The sequence below is a fragment of the Thiohalomonas denitrificans genome, assembly GCF_016841685.1.
In the GTDB taxonomy this organism is placed as follows: Bacteria; Pseudomonadota; Gammaproteobacteria; order Thiohalomonadales; family Thiohalomonadaceae; genus Thiohalomonas; species Thiohalomonas denitrificans_A.
In genome coordinates this window covers 39,480-57,348 of sequence record NZ_JAENYR010000005.1, presented here as the reverse complement: position 1 = coordinate 57,348, position 17,869 = coordinate 39,480, and the positions used below count along the sequence as shown (strand labels likewise).

The 17,869-nt window shown below is 58.7% G+C and carries 14 protein-coding genes and 2 tRNA genes; 14 read left to right on the top strand and 2 right to left on the bottom strand.

Going from position 1 to position 17,869, the window contains the following annotated elements; genetic code table 11:
- Positions 1 to 4 precede the first annotated feature (4 nt).
- The 8 genes from Q7L05_RS01820 (at position 5) to pyrF (ending at position 7,990) form a co-directional block, all read left to right on the top strand.
- Positions 5 to 880: a prephenate dehydrogenase gene (locus Q7L05_RS01820; protein ID WP_303901184.1), complete on the top strand. Its 876-nt coding sequence runs from the start codon at positions 5 to 7 to the stop codon at positions 878 to 880.
- Between the two features lie 79 nt (positions 881 to 959).
- Positions 960 to 2,291: a 3-phosphoshikimate 1-carboxyvinyltransferase gene (aroA, locus tag Q7L05_RS01815; protein WP_303901125.1), complete on the top strand. Its 1,332-nt coding sequence runs from the start codon at positions 960 to 962 to the stop codon at positions 2,289 to 2,291.
- Between the two features lie 369 nt (positions 2,292 to 2,660).
- A complete protein-coding gene (cmk, locus tag Q7L05_RS01810) occupies positions 2,661 to 3,353 on the top strand; it encodes a (d)CMP kinase (protein ID WP_303901123.1) in 693 nt (230 codons plus the stop codon).
- Between the two features lie 120 nt (positions 3,354 to 3,473).
- Positions 3,474 to 5,150, top strand: coding sequence for a 30S ribosomal protein S1 (gene rpsA, locus Q7L05_RS01805; RefSeq protein WP_303901121.1), 1,677 nt, complete (start codon positions 3,474 to 3,476; stop codon positions 5,148 to 5,150).
- Positions 5,151 to 5,316: 166 nt separating this feature from the next.
- Positions 5,317 to 5,634 (top strand): integration host factor subunit beta, encoded by a 318-nt coding sequence (ihfB, locus tag Q7L05_RS01800; protein WP_303901182.1) that lies wholly within the window; start codon positions 5,317 to 5,319, stop codon positions 5,632 to 5,634.
- A 182-nt stretch (positions 5,635 to 5,816) separates the two neighbouring features.
- Positions 5,817 to 6,110, top strand: coding sequence for a LapA family protein (locus Q7L05_RS01795; RefSeq protein WP_303901119.1), 294 nt, complete (start codon positions 5,817 to 5,819; stop codon positions 6,108 to 6,110).
- A gap of 1 nt (position 6,111) precedes the next feature.
- Positions 6,112 to 7,281 (top strand): lipopolysaccharide assembly protein LapB, encoded by a 1,170-nt coding sequence (gene lapB / locus Q7L05_RS01790; protein WP_317623077.1) that lies wholly within the window; start codon positions 6,112 to 6,114, stop codon positions 7,279 to 7,281.
- Positions 7,282 to 7,288: 7 nt separating this feature from the next.
- The gene (gene pyrF, locus Q7L05_RS01785) at positions 7,289 to 7,990 is read left to right on the top strand and encodes an orotidine-5'-phosphate decarboxylase (RefSeq protein ID WP_303901118.1); all 702 of its coding nucleotides are present in this window, start codon (positions 7,289 to 7,291) and stop codon (positions 7,988 to 7,990) included.
- A gap of 226 nt (positions 7,991 to 8,216) precedes the next feature.
- Here the strand turns inward: pyrF and uvrB are convergent, their stop codons facing one another.
- Positions 8,217 to 10,241: an excinuclease ABC subunit UvrB gene (gene uvrB, locus Q7L05_RS01780; RefSeq protein ID WP_303901116.1), complete on the bottom strand. Its 2,025-nt coding sequence runs from the start codon at positions 10,239 to 10,241 to the stop codon at positions 8,217 to 8,219.
- Between the two features lie 79 nt (positions 10,242 to 10,320).
- Between uvrB and Q7L05_RS01775 the strand changes: the two genes are divergently transcribed.
- Together Q7L05_RS01775 and Q7L05_RS01770 are read left to right on the top strand one after the other, a co-directional pair.
- Entirely contained in the window at positions 10,321 to 11,508 is a 1,188-nt protein-coding gene (locus Q7L05_RS01775) for a pyridoxal phosphate-dependent aminotransferase (protein ID WP_303901114.1), read from the top strand.
- Between the two features lie 209 nt (positions 11,509 to 11,717).
- A tRNA-Asn gene (locus Q7L05_RS01770) sits at positions 11,718 to 11,793 on the top strand.
- Between the two features lie 212 nt (positions 11,794 to 12,005).
- Here the strand turns inward: Q7L05_RS01770 and galU are convergent.
- A complete protein-coding gene (galU, locus tag Q7L05_RS01765; protein ID WP_303901112.1) occupies positions 12,006 to 12,890 on the bottom strand; it encodes a UTP--glucose-1-phosphate uridylyltransferase GalU in 885 nt (294 codons plus the stop codon).
- Positions 12,891 to 13,130: 240 nt separating this feature from the next.
- Here galU and Q7L05_RS01760 point away from each other — a divergent pair, with 240 nt between their 5' ends.
- The 4 genes from Q7L05_RS01760 to xrtA all read left to right on the top strand — a co-directional run bounded on the left by Q7L05_RS01760 (position 13,131) and on the right by xrtA (position 17,648).
- A complete protein-coding gene (locus tag Q7L05_RS01760) occupies positions 13,131 to 13,397 on the top strand; it encodes a ComEA family DNA-binding protein (RefSeq protein WP_303901110.1) in 267 nt (88 codons plus the stop codon).
- A 90-nt stretch (positions 13,398 to 13,487) separates the two neighbouring features.
- Positions 13,488 to 13,564, top strand: a tRNA-Val gene (locus Q7L05_RS01755).
- A 488-nt stretch (positions 13,565 to 14,052) separates the two neighbouring features.
- Positions 14,053 to 16,194: a tetratricopeptide repeat protein gene (locus Q7L05_RS01750; protein WP_303901108.1), complete on the top strand. Its 2,142-nt coding sequence runs from the start codon at positions 14,053 to 14,055 to the stop codon at positions 16,192 to 16,194.
- Positions 16,191 to 17,648, top strand: coding sequence for an exosortase A (gene xrtA / locus Q7L05_RS01745; RefSeq protein ID WP_303901106.1), 1,458 nt, complete (start codon positions 16,191 to 16,193; stop codon positions 17,646 to 17,648). The genes Q7L05_RS01750 and xrtA overlap by 4 nt, the downstream gene beginning before the upstream one ends.
- Positions 17,649 to 17,869 lie beyond the last annotated feature (221 nt).

The window sequence follows — 17,869 nt, the reverse complement described above, 5'->3', positions numbered from 1 at the left end:
GGCGCTGGTGCGACGTTTGGCAATCATCGGCGTCGGCCTGATCGGCGGTTCCCTGGCTCGCGCATTGCGGGCAGCCGATAGCGTCGGAGAAATCATTGGCTGCGGGCGCGATGAGGCCCAGCTGGAGCGGGCGGTCGAATTGGGCATTATCGACCGGTATAGCACCGATCCGGCGGAGGCCGTGGATGGGGCCGACGGGGTGGTTATCGGCACCCCGGTAGGGGCGATGGAGTCCATTCTGGAAGCCATTCGCCCCCATTTGGCCGATGGTGCGATCATCACGGATGTGGGCAGTACCAAAGGTTCGGTAGTGGCGGCCGCACATCGGGTATTCGGGGTGCGCTGTCCGCCCGGGTTCGTTCCCGGTCACCCGATCGCGGGGACGGAACGCAATGGAGTGGAAGCGTCCTTTGCTGAGCTGTTTCAGCACAGGCGTGTGATCCTCACGCCATTGCCGGAGAGCGACACCGGTGCCACGGCGGCGGTACGGGCGATGTGGGAGAAGACCGGCGCAATGGTCGAGACCATGACGCCCCAACACCACGATGAGGTGTTCGCCGCTACCAGCCACCTGCCCCACCTGCTGGCCTACACTTTGGTCAACACCCTCGCCACCCTTGATGAAAAGGCGGAGATCTTCCGCTACGCCGCCGGTGGTTTCCGGGACTTTACCCGCATCGCCTCGAGCAACCCAAGCATGTGGCACGACATCTGTCTGGCCAACCGTGATGCACTCCTCAAGGTGATGAACCGGTTCGAAGGTGATCTTCACCAGATGCGGCAAGCCATCGAGTCCGGCGATGGCGACTATCTGCTGGAGGTCTTCACCCGCGCCAAAGAGGCGCGTGACTGTTTCGTGGATAAGGCGGACGATAGCTAACCACGGGGGACACGGGGCGCACAGGGATGTGAAACAATCTCTCTCCCCCGTGTTCCCCGTGGTTCAATACAAAAAGACAATGACTGACGCAAACGTGGAATTTTTGGTACAGCCCGGCGGACGCCTCTCAGGGCGTATCCGTGTGCCGGGCGACAAGTCGATCTCCCACCGATCGGTGATGCTCGGCTCGCTGGCTGAAGGTGTAACGGAGGTCAGCGGCTTTCTGGAAGGGGAGGACAATCTGGCCACTCTCGATGCCTTTCGGCAGATGGGAGTCCCTATTGAAGGCCCCGAGAAAGGGCGGCTGCGGATCGAAGGCGTGGGCCTGCACGGCCTGAAGGCACCGGCGAAACCGCTCTATCTGGGCAATTCCGGCACCTCCATGCGCCTGCTGGCCGGTCTGATGGCAGGACAGAGCTTCGATGTGGAGATGAGTGGAGACGTCTCCCTCTCGAGGCGGCCGATGCGCCGCGTCACCGACCCGTTGAAGACCATGGGGGCGCAGTTGGAAACCGCACCGGGGGGCACACCGCCGATTCGTATCCGCGGCGGTGCTGCGTTGAAGGCGATTCACTACGACCTTCCGGTGGCCAGCGCTCAGGTCAAATCCTGTCTGCTGCTGGCCGGCCTGTATGCGGACGGTCGTACCTGCATCACTGAGCCGGCTCCGACACGCGACCATACCGAACGGATGCTCGCGGGTTTTGGCTACCCCGTAAGTCGGACCGGTTCGACGGTTTGCGTCGAAGGTGGCGGGCATCTGACCGCCCGTTCGATCGAGGTGCCGGCCGATATCTCTTCGGCGACCTTCTTCATGGTTGGCGCCGCCATCGCCGAGGGTTCCGATGTGCTTCTGGAGCATGTGGGTATCAATCCCACCCGTATCGGCGTTATCAACATCCTGCGCCTGATGGGAGCGGAGCTCGAGCTTGGCAATGAACGCGAGGTTGGTGGTGAACCGGTGGCGGACATTCGGGTCCGGGGCAGTCGACTGAAGGGGATTTGTATTCCCGAGGAACAGGTACCCCTGGCCATTGACGAGTTCCCCGCACTTTTCATGGCTGCCGCTTGTGCCGAAGGTGAAACGCGACTGACCGGCGCCCGGGAACTGAGGATCAAGGAGAGTGACCGTATTCAGGTGATGGCGGATGGGCTGAATATCCTGGGCATCGATGCGTGTCCAACGGAAGAGGGTATGGTGATCCAGGGCGGTACGCTCGGTGGCGGAACGGTGGAGAGCCATGGTGACCACCGTATTGCCATGGCCTTCGCGATGGCGGCACTGCGAGCGAGCGACGATATCCGCATCCTCGACTGTGCCAATGTCAACACCTCCTTCCCCGGGTTCGTCGGTTTGGCTGCCGAGGCGGGACTTGCGGTGACGGAAGTGCCGGCGAAAGTGAGTGGCTAGTGGCTAGTGGCTAGTGGCTAGTGGCTAGTGGCGAGTGGCGAGTGGCGAGTGGCGAGTGGCTAGTGGCGAGTGGCTAGTGGCGAGTGGCTAGTGGCGAGGGGCGAGGGGCGAGGGGCGAGGGGCAACGACCAGAGACTGGCAACCAGCTGTTCACTCCCCGTCATTCCCGCGTAGGCGGGAATCCAGAGAGCAGTGGCATCGCGCAAAATGGATCCCCGCCTGCGCGGGGATGACGGTTCGCCTGCGCGGGGATGACAGGCTCCTATACCGTGCATACTCACTCGGGCGAGCAGTTACCGGCGAGCAAAGACCAAAGGCCAAAGATCGGCGAGCGGTCTTTTTCTTTCTTATAGTACGGTGAGAGCTACAATGGATCGGAATAACGTCCCGGTGGTTACGGTTGACGGGCCCAGCGGGGTCGGAAAGGGCACGATCAGCCAGCTTCTGGCCAAGCGCCTGGGGTGGCATTTCCTGGATAGCGGGGCCCTCTACCGCCTCATCGCACTTGCCGCCCGGCGGCGTGGTGTGGCACTGGATGACGAGGGGGCCCTGGGCGAGCTCGCCGGCAGTCTCGACGTGCAGTTCGAGGCCGGGGAGTGCGGCGGCACCGCGCTGGTTTTTCTGGAAAACCAGGATGTTACCAACGATATCCGCACAGAGGGTTGTGGCAGCGATGCCTCAATGGTTGCGGCGCTTTCATGCGTTCGCGAGGCCTTGCTGCAGCGCCAGCGCGCCTTCCGACAGTCTCCGGGTCTGGTCGCTGATGGTCGTGACATGGGCACAGTGGTATTTCCGGATGCGCCTGCCAAAATCTTTCTGACAGCGAGCCGGGAGGTCAGGGCGGAAAGGCGTTATAACCAGTTGAAGCAAAAGGGTTTGGATGTTAACCTGCCCAGTCTTCTGCGAGAGATTGCCGAACGGGACGAGCGGGATAGTAATCGTAGCGCTTCGCCGCTCCGGCCTGCAGAAGATGCGATAGTGATCGACACTTCCGAACTCGGCGTGCAGGACGTGTTCGAAAAAGTGATGTCGGCCATCGCCGACAAGATTGAAATAGATTGAGACGGTTACATTTAACTAGAGTGCAATACGGGGATTCGCCGACGCCGCGAATCGGACATAACCATCAGCCCAACTGCCTCGCCCTGGCGACGCGGTTTCATATTTTCAGGTTACGGAGTAATGAGCGAAAGCTTTGCAGAACTTTTTGAACAGAGTCTGACCAACACCCAGATGCGCCCCGGCTCCATCGTGACCGGCACCGTTGTGGATGTAGGCCAGGAAGTGGTGGTCGTAAACGCCGGACTGAAGTCGGAAGGCATGATTCCGACCGAGCAGTTCCTTAACGAGAGCGGCGAGCTGGAAGTGCAGGTCGGCGACGAGGTGGAAGTCGCGTTGGAGGCCGTCGAAGACGGCTTCGGTGCCACTCGCCTGTCTCGTGAGAAAGCGAAGCGTGCCGAAACCTGGACTCGCCTTGAAGAGGCATCCGAGGCCGGTGAGACCGTCAACGGCAGGATTGTCGACAAGGTCAAAGGCGGCTTTACCGTTGAACTCAAAGATATCCGAGCGTTCCTGCCCGGTTCTCTGGTGGATGTCCGCCCGGTGCGGGACACCACGTATCTGGAAGGTAAAGAGCTCGAGTTCAAGGTCATCAAGTTGGACCGTCGCCGCAACAATGTCGTGGTTTCCCGCCGTGCCGTCGTCGAGGCCGAGACCTCCGAAGAGCGCGAGGCCCTGCTGGAGAACCTGCAGGAAGGCCAGGTGGTCAAGGGTATCGTCAAGAACCTGACCGATTACGGCGCCTTCGTGGATCTGGGTGGCATCGATGGTCTGTTGCACATCACCGATATGGCATGGAAGCGGGTCAAGCACCCCTCCGAAATCGTCAATGTCGGCGACGAGATCGACGTCAAGGTCCTCAAGTTCGATCGCGAACGCAATCGCGTTTCCCTGGGCCTCAAGCAGCTGGGCGAGGATCCATGGGAAGATATCACTCGTCGTTACCCGGAAGGCACACGGCTGTACGGGAAGGTCACCAATCTCACCGACTACGGTGCCTTCGTGGAGATCGAAGAGGGTGTCGAGGGACTGGTCCACGTTTCCGAAATGGACTGGACCAACAAGAATATCCATCCCTCCAAGGTGGTTCAGCTGGGTGACGAGGTTGAGGTGATGATCCTCGACATCGACGAGGAACGCCGTCGAATCTCCCTGGGCATGAAGCAGTGCGCCACGAATCCATGGGAAGAGTTCGCTGCCACCCACAACAAGGGTGAAAAGGTCTCGGGCAACATCAAGTCCATCACCGATTTCGGTATCTTCATCGGCCTGGACGGCGGTATCGACGGTCTCGTGCACCTCTCCGACATCTCCTGGAGTGAGACGGGCGAAGAGGCGGTTCGCAACTATAAAAAGGGCGAAGAAGTCGAAGCCTCGATTCTGGCCATTGACGCCGAGCGTGAACGTATCTCTCTGGGTATCAAGCAACTCGAGCAGGATCCGTTCTCCTCGTTTGTTGCTGAGCATCCGAAGGGCAGCATCGTCAAGGGTGTGGTCAAGGAAGTGGATGCGAAGGGTGCCGTTGTGCAGCTGGCCGACCAGATGGAAGGCTTCCTGCGTGCCTCCGAGCTCTCCCGTGATCGCGTCGAGGATGCCCGCACCGTGCTGAACGAGGGTGAGGAGGTCGAAGCCAGATTTATCGGTGTCGACCGGAAGAACCGCACCATCAATCTCTCCATCAAGGCGAAGGACATGAAAGAAGAAGCCGACGCCATGCAGGATTACAGCCGACAGTCGGCGGTAGTCAATCCGACCTTGGGCGACCTGCTCAAGGAGCAGATGGAGAAGAAAAACGACTAACTGGCTGCCTATCGAGTGACCGATTGTAGCGAGGGAAAGCCGGGTTGGGTCCATTTTGGCTTTTCCGCACTAGGTTAGCGTTTAATTCGACAGCTAGTTAGCAGTGAGCAGTACGATTGGGAGGTCCGGCTCGTAGCCGGACCTCCATTCTCTCGCGGATATCATGATGACAAAATCCGAACTGATCGAGATACTTGCCAGTAAACAGTCGCAGCTTGCGCAAAAAGACGTTGAGCTTGCGGTGAAGACGGTACTGGAGCATATGGCCCAGACCCTGGCTAGTGGCGATCGAATCGAAATCCGTGGCTTCGGTAGCTTTTCGCTACACTATCGGCCCCCTCGCATGGGTCGTAATCCCAAAACCGGTGAAGCGGTGGCTCTTGATTCGAAGTTTGTGCCTCATTTCAAGCCGGGCAAAGAGCTGCGGGACCGTGTCAATGAGGGCATGGAACGCGGACTGGAAATTCGGGACAGCGGTGCTTAATCGCCAATTCCAATTTCTTCGCCTCTCTTCCAAAATTCGTAACTGACCGCTCCAACGAAGCGTTTTACAGATAATGCGAACCGGGTTTTGCTCGGATGTCCGGTTTGGGCAAGCATTGGTTGGAGTAGTAGCCCCCCTTTGTAGTATCTTGCCCATATGTTGTCGGCCTCCCGGGGTAGAGAGTGAAACGTATCCTAGCTTTAATCATTCTGTTGTGCTTCGCTGCCGTAGGGCTCGGGTTTGCCGTGCTGAATGCGGGCGATGTTCACCTTAACTATTACTTTGGCGAAGCCGTGATTCCTCTGGCACTCGTGGTTGTAGGTGCGCTCGCCGTGGGTGCGCTGTTGGGTCTTGTGACTGCAGCTGGCATGCTCCTTGCCAGAAAGCATGAAACTAACCGTCTGCGCCGGCGATTGCGTTTGGCTGAGCAGGAGATCCAGAACATAAGGGAATTGCCGGTTCGGGATAGCCGCTGAAATGATGCTGGAGCTACTGTTTCTGTTGCTTCCGGTAGCTGCTTACTCCGGTTGGTGGACCGGAAGCCGGTCGCACCAAAAGGGGCGTGAAGGCGGGGACGCGCGACTCTCGTCGGCCTATTTCAAAGGACTGAATTTTCTATTGAATGAACAGCCGGATAAGGCGATTGAAGTTTTTGTCCACATGCTGGAGGTGGACAGCGAAACCGTCGAGACACACTTTGCACTCGGGAATCTTTTTCTGCGACGTGGTGAGGTCGATCGCGCCATTCGGATTCATCAAAACCTGATCGCCCGCCCGACACTGACCCGAGAACAACGGAACCAGGCGCTCTTCGAGCTCGGGCGTGACTATATGCGCGCCGGGCTGCTGGACCGGGCTGAAAGCCTGTTTTTTGAGTTGGTGGAAGATAGTACTTATGGCTCGCCTTCGCTACAGCAATTGATCGATATTTACCAACAGGAGAAGGAGTGGGAAAAGGCCATCGATACGGCACGACGGCTTGATGGTCGATCGGGGAAACAGATGCGGCCCACAATCGCTCACTTTTATTGCGAGTTGGCCGAGATGGAACTCGGAAGGGGGAGTTCCGGGCAGGCTCAGAAGATGGTGAAGAAGGCTCTCGCAGAGGACAAAAGCTGCGTGCGCGCCAGTCTTATTGAAGGGCGATTGCTATTGAGCTCGGGTAGTCCGAAGGCGGCGCTCAAGGCATATAAGCGGGTAGAACAGCAGGATCCGGACTATCTGCCGGAAGTCAGCGGGCCGGTAGAGGCATGCTACAGCGCATTGCAGCGGCCGTCGGAGGCCACCGCTTTCCTGACCGATATCCTGCAGCACCATGGCTCCGCAACTATTGCTCTGGCCCTGGTGGGGCAGCTGCAAAGAGTGGAGGGCGAAGAACGGGCGGTCGGGTTTTTGACCGACTACCTTGAGCAGCATCCTTCGGTGCGCGGTATGTCGCGGCTGATAGAATTGAAAGCAACCGGTTCCGGGGAAGTAACAAAGCAGGATTTCTCGATTCTCCAAACTCTCGTTGATAAGATTCTCACAGGCAAGCCGGTCTACATATGCGGTCACTGCGGTTTTAACGGCCGAACGCTTCATTGGCAGTGTCCCGGTTGCAAACAGTGGAGCACTATCAAGCCCATCCACGGTGTTGAAGGAGAGTAAGCCCAACATGGCTGATGACGGACCTAAAATCATTGTGGCACTGGACTTTCCTGATTTGGAGCAGGCTTTCAGACTGGTTGAACGGCTGAGCCCCGAACGATGTCGTCTGAAGGTTGGAAAGGAATTGTTTGTTCGGGGAGGACCTCGGCTGGTGGAGCGTCTGGTGGCGGATGGCTATGACGTTTTCCTCGACCTGAAGTTTCACGATATCCCCAACACGGTGGCGAGGGCTTGTGAGGCTGCCGCGGATTTGGGGGTATGGATGGTCAACGTTCATGCACTGGGCGGACGCCGCATGATGGAAGCGGCGCGCGAGGCCCTCGACAAGCGGCAGCGCCGCCCCCTGCTTATCGGGGTGACGATCCTCACCAGCATGGGGAGCGAAGACCTGAAAGAGATCCAGCTGCCCGAGGATCCGGAGGTCAATGTTTTACACTTGGCGAGTCTGGCCCAGCGCGCCGGCCTGGATGGTGTCGTTTGTTCGCCGAAAGAGGTGACCGGGTTGCGGCGGGAGATTGCCGGTGACTTTTGCCTGGTGACCCCGGGGATTCGCCCGGCCTGGGCGGCGACCGACGATCAGAAACGGATTACCACGCCGAGTGAGGCCATCCGCTTGGGGAGCGACTACCTGGTGATTGGAAGGCCGATTACGGCCGCTTCAGACCCGTTGGAAGCCCTTCGCAAGATCGAAGAGGAACTCGGCCTCTAAACGCATAGGAGCCTGCCCGGGAACATCGTTTTTTGTAGGTTGAGGTGAGTTATGCGAACCCCAACGCTGATTTTGTTGGGCTTCGTTCCTCAGCGCCAACCTACATTTTGGAGCCCATTGCTATTCTCGGACAGGCTCCTGGAGGCGTAGAATTCGCCGCGAACATCAAGTCCTCCCGAGGATTCATCTTCACGTACTCTGCCCCTCTGCGGGTATTCCTTCACATTCAGTCGGAAGCCGGCTCCCCCAGTCCCATGTTCTGTTCCTTGAGCTGGTGGATCTCGTCGCGCATGTTGGCGGCCTCCTCAAACTCGAGGTTGCGGGCATGCTGGTACATTTTATCTTCCAGTTCCTTGAGCGTTTTCCGGAACTCGGCCGGGCTCAGACCGGCGTACCTGATGACGTTTTCGGCGACTTTGGCGTAGCGCTTTGCCGTACCGGGTGCTCCCGGGTAACCCGTTTCGAGGATATCGCGTACGGCCTTTTGGATGCCCTTGGGGGTAATCCCGTGGGCCTCGTTGTAGATAGTCTGCCGGTCGCGGCGGCGGTCCGTCTCGTCAATCGCACGGCGCATGGATCCGGTGATCCTGTCCGCATAGAGAATGGCCTTGCCGTGCACATTGCGGGCGGCCCGCCCGATGGTCTGGATGAGCGCCGTCTCGGAGCGCAGAAAGCCCTCTTTGTCGGCGTCCAGAATGGCCACCAGGGAGACCTCGGGCATATCCAGACCTTCACGCAGCAGGTTGATCCCTACCAGTACGTCGAATTCGCCCAGGCGCAGATCGCGGATAATCTCCATCCGCTCTACCGTGTCAATATCCGAGTGCATGTAGCGGACCCTGGCACCATGCTCCTGCAGATAATCGGTCAGGTCTTCGGCCATCTTCTTGGTCAGGGTGGTGACCAGGATTCGCTCCTTGTTGGCGGTCCGCTTGCGGATTTCCGAAAGCAGGTCGTCCACTTGAGTCGTGGCGGGGCGGACCTCCAGGTCCGGGTCCACCAGCCCGGTGGGACGTACCACCTGTTCTATCACTTCCCCCGAGTGACCCGATTCGTATTTTCCGGGCGTGGCGGAGACAAAGATGGTCTGCGGGGCCTTTTGCTCGAACTCCTCGAATTTCAACGGACGGTTATCCAGTGCCGAGGGGAGGCGGAAGCCGTAGGTGACCAGGTTCTCCTTGCGGGAGCGGTCCCCCCGGTACATTGCGCCGATCTGTGAGACGGTGACGTGGCTCTCGTCGACCACCAGCAGTGCGTCGTCGGGTAGATAATCGAACAGCGTCGGCGGCGGCTCACCAGGTGCTCGCCCGGAGAGGTAACGCGAGTAGTTCTCGATCCCCGAACAGTAGCCCAGTTCGATCATCATCTCGATGTCGAAGCGGGTCCGCTGCTCCAGGCGCTGCGCCTCCACCAGTTTGTTGGCCGCGTAGAGTTCGTCCAGGCGCGCCTTGAGTTCTTCCTTGATCTGATCGATGGCCTCCAGAATGGTCTGGCGCGGTGTGACGTAATGGGTCTTGGGATAGACCGTCAGTCGCGGTACCCGGGAGAGGACCTCGCCGGTAAGGGGGTCGAAGTAGGCCAGGGATTCGATTTCGTCGTCAAACAGTTCGACCCGAACGGCCTCGCGTTCGGACTCGGCGGGGAAAATGTCGATAATTTCGCCGCGCACCCGATAGTTGCCGCGTTGCAGTTCGGTGTCGTTACGGGTGTATTGCAGTTCCGCCAGTCGGCGAAGGATCTGACGCTGAGCCACTGTCTCGCCGCGTGACAAGTGCAGCACCATCCCCAGATAAGACTGGGGATCGCCCAGCCCGTAAATGGCAGAGACCGTTGCTACCAGGATGGTGTCCGGCCGTTCAAGCAGGGCCTTGGTGGCTGATAACCGCATCTGTTCGATGTGGTCATTGATGGAGGCGTCCTTCTCGATGTAGGTATCCGAGGAGGGCACATAGGCCTCCGGCTGATAGTAATCGTAATAGGAGACGAAGTACTCCACGGCGTTTTCCGGAAAAAATTCCTTCATTTCGCCGTAAAGCTGGGCCGCCAGGGTCTTGTTGTGGGCCATGATCAGCGTCGGACGCTGCAGTTCCTGTATCACGTTGGCGATGGTGAAGGTCTTGCCTGACCCGGTCACCCCTAACAGGGTCAGCCCGGCCTCTCCGGCCTCCAGCCCCTCGATGAGGCGGTGGATCGCCTCAGGCTGGTCCCCGGCGGGGGAATAATCGGATTTTAAAATAAATGACTTGCTCATAAGGGGATTTAGGTGCGCGAAGCGTTCAAGTATATTAGGGGGTAATCTGATTCAAAGCCTAAGTGTCAAGGAGCATTTCTTGGATATCCAGCTGTCCCATCGTGTTCAGAACGTCAAGCCATCTCCCACCCTCGCCGTGACCGCACGCGCCAAGGAGCTTAAAGCTCAAGGCAAGGACATTATCGGCCTGGGGGCCGGCGAACCTGACTTTGACACCCCCGAACACATCAAGGAAGCGGCAATTGCCGCTATCCGGGGCGGCTTCACCAAATACACGGCCGTCGATGGTACACCGGGTCTGAAAGACGCAGTGATTCAAAAGTTCCGTAGGGATAATGCGCTGGAATATCAGCCGGCACAGATCCTGGTCTCCAGTGGCGGCAAGCAGAGCTTCTACAATATGGCCCAGGCGCTGCTCAATCCCGGTGACGAGGCCATTATCGCCGCTCCCTACTGGGTTTCCTATCCGGACATGGTGCTGTTGGCCGAGGGTAAGCCGGTGATCATCGAAGCCGGTATCGAGCAGGGCTTCAAAGTCACCCCTGAGCAGCTTCAGGTGGCCATCACCCCGCGAACCCGGCTCGTGGTCCTGAACAGTCCCTCCAATCCGACCGGCGTGGCCTACACCAGGGCGGAACTGGCCGCGCTAGGCGAAGTGCTCAAGCAGTATCCGGAGATCGTCATTGCCTCCGATGATATGTACGAACATATCCTGTGGGCCGACGAACCATTCTGCAACATTGTCAACGCCTGCCCGGAACTCTACGAGCGAACGGTAGTGATGAACGGTGTCTCCAAGGCCTACTCCATGACCGGTTGGCGTATCGGTTATGCGGGCGGGCCGGAGATGTTGATTCAGTCGATGAAGAAGATTCAATCCCAGAGCACCTCCAACCCGGCCTCCATTTCCCAGGCGGCAGCGGAAGCGGCGCTGAAAGGCGACCAATCCTGCATCCAGGAGATGCTGAAGGCATTCAAGGAGCGTCACGACTTCGTCGTCGAGCGTCTGAACCGAATCAAGGGCGTGTATTGCCTCGCCTCGCAGGGGGCGTTTTACAGCTTTCCGGACATGAGCGGGGCGATCGGTGCCATCGGTGCCGAAGACGATGTGCATTTCGCCGAATATCTGCTGAACGAGGCGGAAGTCGCCCTGGTACCGGGCTCTGCCTTTGGCAAGCCCGGCTATATGCGACTTTCGTTCGCCACCAGTCTCGATAACCTGCGCGAGGCCCTCGATCGTCTTGCCCGCTTGCTTGGGGAAGAGTAGGCAAATACTTACGGGTTTTAAAGACAATTCCTACAGGATAAAGCTTTCTTCCAGGCTCCCCGTGACCTAGAGTTATCAGTGCCACAAGGAAGTAGGCACGACAAGGATGTCGGCAAACCAAGGGGCCGCACCGGGAAACCGGCGCGGCCTTTTTTAAAGGGTATTGACCACACCGAGATCGGCCGGTAGTATACGCGGCCTCAAGCAAGTCCCCGGTAGCTCAGTCGGTAGAGCAAGTGACTGTTAATCACTGGGTCGGCGGTTCGAGCCCGTCCCGGGGAGCCAATTGAAGAAAAGCCCGATTCCTGCCAGGATTCGGGCTTTTTTGTGTTTGAACGGCCAAGACCCTGTACGATTCGAGCTTTCGCATTTGACACAGGACCTGGGAATAGCAGGGGCTGTGCCCGCCGATGGGGATGAGCGGCGCCGCGTGTAGAGGGCTGTCGGGACGGGATGTTTTTACCACCTGTTTGCTGCCCGGCCAATAATTGGCAAGGTTATTGGTCTGGCAAGCAAAAGGTTTTCAGATATTCCCGAAAGTCATCTCGCAGTTCCGGGTGGCGGAGGGCATATTCCACCGTGGCCTGAAGGTACCCCAGCTTGCTGCCGCAGTCGTAGCGTTTGCCTTCGAACCGGTAGGCGAGTACCTGCTCATCTTCGATGAGATCGGCGATGGCGTCGGTCAATTGAATCTCGTCGCCCGAACCGGTTCCCGTCTGCTCGAGAAAATCAAAAATGCGTGGCGTGAGGATGTAACGGCCAACCACGCCGAGTGTCGATGGGGCGACTTCCGGCTTCGGCTTTTCGATGATGCCTTCCACTTTTGAAATGGCACCCTCCATGGGCATGGCCTTTACGATACCGTACTGATCGCTCTGTTCGGGGTCAATGTCTTCGACACCAATGAGACTGCAGTTGTAGTACTCGAACTGCTTGCTCATCTGAGCGAGACATCCTGTCGAACCATCCTCGATTAAGTCATCGGCGAGGATAACAGCGAAGGGTTGATTGCCGACGGCGGGGCGCGCCTTCAGCACCGCATGACCCAGCCCCAAGGCTTCATTCTGTCGGATATAGATACAGGTGACGTTGTCCGGTACGATGCCGCGGACGATTTCCAGCAGTTTGCTCTTGCCCCGAAACTCAAGCTCGTGTTCGAGCTCATAGGCCTTGTCGAAATGGTCCGGAATGGAGCGTTTATTGCGGCCGGTTACGAAGATCATCTCGGTCATGCCGGCAGCCACCGCTTCCTCAACGGCATACTGAATGAGCGGCTTATCCACCACCGGTAACATCTCTTTCGGGTTGGCCTTGGTAGCAGGCAAAAATCGAGTCCCCAGGCCCGCCACTGGAAATACCGCCTTGGTAATTTTTTTCATCATCGTTTGGCTTTTCTACTTCGGAAGACGAATCCAATTGTCAATGTAGCATGTGGGAGCGCCGTAATAGGAGCCCCGGTTGGGCTTGTCAGAATAAGCCTACAAAATGTGACTGAAATACCCTACAGACTCCGTTAGGCGATCGGGGGTAGGTTAAGCGACATCAGGGATGAATTCCACGACAGGGAAGTCGAGGCAGATCAAGGGGTATGGCGGCCCAGCAACGATGACAAGGAGTCACCGATGAAAAATATCAGTTTCATAATCGCAGCCATTTCGATCTTCTTTTCGGCCGCCGTTTCGGCCCAGCCGGTCAACATCAATACCGCCGGTCCAGGGGTCCTGGCCGAGGCCATCGACGGAGTCGGCCAAGTGCGAGCGGAAGCCATCGTGGCGTACCGAGAGCAGCATGGACCTTTCAAGAGCGTGGAAGACCTGCAGGAGATAAAAGGAATCGGTCCCGTATTGCTTGAAAATAACCGCGACAATCTGGTGGTCACGTCCGACTAGACTGGATATTCAAAGGAACCATTTTTTCCAAACAGGCCGCCAGCCTCTTGCATTATCAACTTGCCATAGGTATCTTATCGCGCTCTCGACAGGCGCGTAGCTCAGCTGGTTAGAGCACCACCTTGACATGGTGGGGGTCGGTGGTTCGAGTCCACTCGCGCCTACCAGACAAAACGCTGTCGAGTCAGCGATCGGAAGAGCCCGGCCAATTGGCCGGGCTTTTTCGTTTGTGCGCCAGTCATGGCGCGTAGCGCCGTGCCTGGTGGTCCCCCCCGCCATTGTGGTGGTGCTCTGATGAGGGCCCTTTCCGAAGAAAGCTCTTTGATCGCCTCTGGAATGGTAGCTGATGGCCTCTACCATCGGCTCAAATGTATCGCATCAACCGCCGTGGTACGAAACCGTATGCCCGGTGGTGTGCGAGGACGGCGGGGGCGACCCGCCTCCTATCGATTGGGCCCCATCCTCGACCGGCCCTGAGTACCACCTGCAACCTCCTCTCCGAGTGCAATCGGTATCGCAAGACCGACACTGACATCGATACGATGTGATTGTTGCTGGAAGAAGAGGTTGCTGGCGTCTAGATTTTTGATAGCCGGTCAGGAGAAAGACACTGGCCTACCGGCATCCATTCGCAGTCCAGGGAGAGAGTCCGGACATGGATATTGTTCGCCTCGGGGGTGTGGCATCGCTCGTTTTCGTCCTGTCGGCATGCAGCTGGTTTGCCGATCCCGAAGAGTTGTTTGCGCAAGCACAGCAGGCCTACGCCGATGCGAACTACCGGGAGGCCCGGGTTCGGCTGCAAGCACTTTTGGAACAGGCTCCCGAACGGGCCGATGCTCACTACCTTCTCGCCAAGACCCACTTGGCCACCGGGAGACCCGGTTCGGCGCTGGGGGCCGTGAATATGGCTGTGGATTTAGGCTTCTCCTTGGAGAGAGCGCGCATCACCCGGGCGCGTGCGCTGCTCGCCACCGGCCAGCCGGAAGCGGTCATCGAGTTTTTGCCAACGACGGCCGAATTGGAGGCAACCGGCCAGGGCGAGGCATTACTGTTACTGGGTCATGCCCAGGCCCGGTTGCACCAGTGGGAGTCCGCGAAAAGTAGCTACAGCGCAGCCGCGGGGTTCGAGAAGATAGCCCTGGAGGGCTGGCTTGCGCTCGGTCGGATGAGCCTGGCCATGAACGACTTGGAAGGCGTTCATGGCTACCTGGACAAAGTCACCGAGATGGCGCCCGAAGAGAGGAGAATCCGGCTCCTGGCCGGGGATCTGGCCTTGGCGGAGCATAACCCGAAAGCGGCCAGAGAGGCATTCTCCTCCATTTTGACGGTTGAATACGAGGAGCGTGCGGCGACCGGTGTGATACAGGCGATGCTGGCCGAAGGCGACATCGAGGCGGCCAGTATCGGGGTGAAGCGCCTCGCGGAGACTTTCCCGCAAACGGTCCAGAGTTCTTTCCTCCGTGCCGTTATTGCAAAAGCAAAGGGGGACTACGAAAGCGCCATCCAACACGCCAATCAGGTCTATCTATCGCAGCCCGATTTTGTGCCGGGCCTGCTGATCATGGGGGGAGCTCACCTTGAGCAGGGGTACACCTCTATCGCCAGGCAGTACCTGGAGCAGGCCTATCAACTCGATCCCGATAACCCTCAGGTGAGATTGCAGCTGGCGAGGGTCAGCGAAATGGCCGATGAACACGAACAGATGATCGAGATGCTCGAGCCCCTGACCCTTGATCCCGAAGCGCTCGAGCCGAAGATTCTGCTGACACTGGCGTATATGAAAGTAGGAAAAATCGAAGCCGCCGCCGCTGTAGCGGCCGAATTGGAGCCGTTCACGCCGGAGCACGCCGATGCGACTGCAGTGGTGGCCGAGGTGGCTCTGGTTCAGACCGATTTCAAGAAGGCGCGGGGGCTTCTTGAAGCCGCCCTCGAAGAGACCCCGCGGGCGGATCGGCTGGCATTCATGCTCGGCAAGACGCTGTTTGCCCAGGAGGATATCGACGCGGCCATATCGACATGGGAGCGCCTCCTTGTTAACACTCCCGGTCATGTCCAGGCGAGGCGCGCGCTGGTCTCTGCTTACCGTAAACAGGGACGTCATAAGGAGGTGGAGGAGCATCTCCGCATGCTTTTGCGGGGGCGTTCAGCCGACTGGCGGCTTCGGGTTCTTCTCGGCGATGTCCTCAAGCACCAGCACAGGCCTGAGTCCGCGCTCGCCATGTACAGCGAGGTCTACGCTGAAAAATCGATGAGTCGAATCGCCGTGAAGCGGTATGAAATGCAAAAAGCCGCAGGCCACGAGTCGGCTTATCGGAGCCTCGAAAGTCACCTGCAGCAACAGCCGAAGGATGACCGCGTGCGCATATTGCTCGCTCAGGTCCACCAGGCCGCCGGACGGGTGGAGCGCAGCATCCGCGAATACGAAAAGGTGCATGCCCGCCACCCGGACCAGCCGCTGGTCCTCAATAATCTCGCCTGGCTCTATCACCAAAACGGTGATGAGCGGGCACAGGCCCTGGCGGAAAAGGCCTTCGAACTGGCTCCCGGCAGCCCGGAAGTGGCCGATACACTGGGTCAGATTTGGATGAAAGCAGGCCGGGTTGAAAAGGCGCTCCCGCTGCTGGAAAAGGCCTGGAGTGCCCGGCCGGAGAATCCCGAAATCGGGTATTCCGCCAGTCTTGCCTATATCGAGGCGGGAAAGCCGGAGAAGGCCAAGGCAATTCTGGGCGAACTGCTATCGTCCGAAAAATCCTTCCCGTCCCGGAAGGAGGCCGAAGCGCTCCGGGCTGAATTATGAAAGCCGAGGCGGTAATTCAGCCGGACCGCGGAGGGCTGAAGGCCGGCCATCGGGCCATTCCCGGACTTGTTTTGCTTGCGCTGGTTGCGGTCCTGTATTTCCCTTCTTTGGCATCACTGGTGGCGCAGTGGCAGGGGCACTACGGCCAGGGGTTTCTGATCGCGTTGATCGCGGTGGGTCTTGTGTGGCGGGAGCGGCATAACCTGGCGCGGATCGCCATAAAACCGGTGCCTTTCGGGGCTGTGGTTCTGCTTGTGCTCGGGGTGATCTGGAAACTGGCCCATCTGTTGGCTTTGGAAACCGCCGAAAACTATCTGCTGTTTCTTATGGTCGTCACGGGTGTATGGACGCTGTACGGAAGGGGCTTCGTTAAGGCGCTGGCATTTCCCCTGACGTTCCTGTTTCTTGCACTGCCGCTGCATGAGCCTCCGGTGACCTGGCTGCAGGACATTACCGCCGGCGTTTCGGTTTTCCTGCTGCAAGCGGTCGGGCTCCTGGTGGTCTGGGAGGGCTATATGCTCCACACCCCGGCCGGCACTTTCGAAGTGGCCGAGACGTGTGCCGGCTGGCGTTTTCTCGAGGCGACCCTTCCTCTGGCCCTTCTGTATGCCTACTTTACTTATACCAGCCTCAAGCGGCGGGTGCTCTTTATGTTGGCCGCTCTGGTGGTCGCGGTGCTGGCCAACGCCTTTCGGGCCGCCGGCGTGGTGGGGCTCGGACAGTTGTTGGGTATCGAGTCGACGATTGTGCAGGACCATTACGGCTGGGGATGGTTCGTCTATTTCTTCGCCATGCTCATGCTCTTTTCGGTCGGCCGGCGCTGGAGTGAAGCCCCGGAGCCGGGACTGGAGATCCAACAGGCGAGGAGCGATAGGAGAGTCGGGTACCGTGTCGCCAGCCTGGCAGCCATCTCGCTGATCGTCGCCTCTTTTATCCCTTTTTCCGTGGCCGACCGTGGCTTCGATGCCGAGCTGACCCTCTCCACTCCCTATGAGGAACTGAACAGCACGCCGGAAGGCAACTGGAGTCCGGCTTTCACCGGTGTCGCTGAGGAAATCAAGCTTCGGCTGGCGATCGAGGGCAGCGCTGTCGAGGTCTATGCGGGGGCCTTTCTCGTGGGAAACGGCGGTGACTATACCAGTGGGTCGCAGCAAATGTTCAGCGACCCCTGGCGTCCTGTTGTCGAACATCCGGTCGGGCCGGGCATTCCGTTACGGGAGCTGATTATCGAAAAATCGGGTCTGCAGCGGTTGGTCTGGTACGGATACTGTGCTCCGGGCGGTTGTGTGGGAAGCCGCCTCAAAGCAAAAGCACTTGAAGCGTGGGCGCTGCTGGACGGTTCGTCCTATGTCGGTATAGTGGTGCTCTCCACACCGATCGGCCTGCAGGCCGAAATGGCGCGGGCGGATCTGCGCAAGGTCTGGGGATCCCTCGAACTTGGACTGGAGCATTGATGGGTCACTGCCTTGACCCGATAACCGCATCGCAGAGCGCACCGAAACTTGCAGAACCGCAGGAACAGATGCTGGTGCCGTGTGCATGAACACATGCGTTGCTCCGCACCCTTTAAACACATCGATGCGCGGTTGATCTGTATAGTCCTTCGCCTCCGGGTAAACGCACGCTCACAAGCTTGGTACTTGGCGAGCAATGCAAGTGCTTGATCTCAGGTGCG

What these genes read in the sequence shown, in the direction of transcription:
- aroA (WP_303901125.1), top strand. Translation starts at nt 960, where the DNA reads ATGACTGACGCAAACGTGGAATTTTTGGTACAGCCCGGCGGACGCCTC.
- cmk (WP_303901123.1), top strand. Translation starts at nt 2,661, where the DNA reads ATGGATCGGAATAACGTCCCGGTGGTTACGGTTGACGGGCCCAGCGGG.
- rpsA (WP_303901121.1), top strand. Translation starts at nt 3,474, where the DNA reads ATGAGCGAAAGCTTTGCAGAACTTTTTGAACAGAGTCTGACCAACACC.
- ihfB (WP_303901182.1), top strand. Translation starts at nt 5,317, where the DNA reads ATGACAAAATCCGAACTGATCGAGATACTTGCCAGTAAACAGTCGCAG.
- lapB (WP_317623077.1), top strand. Translation starts at nt 6,112, where the DNA reads ATGATGCTGGAGCTACTGTTTCTGTTGCTTCCGGTAGCTGCTTACTCC.
- pyrF (WP_303901118.1), top strand. Translation starts at nt 7,289, where the DNA reads ATGGCTGATGACGGACCTAAAATCATTGTGGCACTGGACTTTCCTGAT.
- uvrB (WP_303901116.1), bottom strand. Translation starts at nt 10,241, where the DNA reads ATGAGCAAGTCATTTATTTTAAAATCCGATTATTCCCCCGCCGGGGAC.
- galU (WP_303901112.1), bottom strand. Translation starts at nt 12,890, where the DNA reads ATGATGAAAAAAATTACCAAGGCGGTATTTCCAGTGGCGGGCCTGGGG.
- Q7L05_RS01760 (WP_303901110.1), top strand. Translation starts at nt 13,131, where the DNA reads ATGAAAAATATCAGTTTCATAATCGCAGCCATTTCGATCTTCTTTTCG.
- Q7L05_RS01750 (WP_303901108.1), top strand. Translation starts at nt 14,053, where the DNA reads ATGGATATTGTTCGCCTCGGGGGTGTGGCATCGCTCGTTTTCGTCCTG.
- xrtA (WP_303901106.1), top strand. Translation starts at nt 16,191, where the DNA reads ATGAAAGCCGAGGCGGTAATTCAGCCGGACCGCGGAGGGCTGAAGGCC.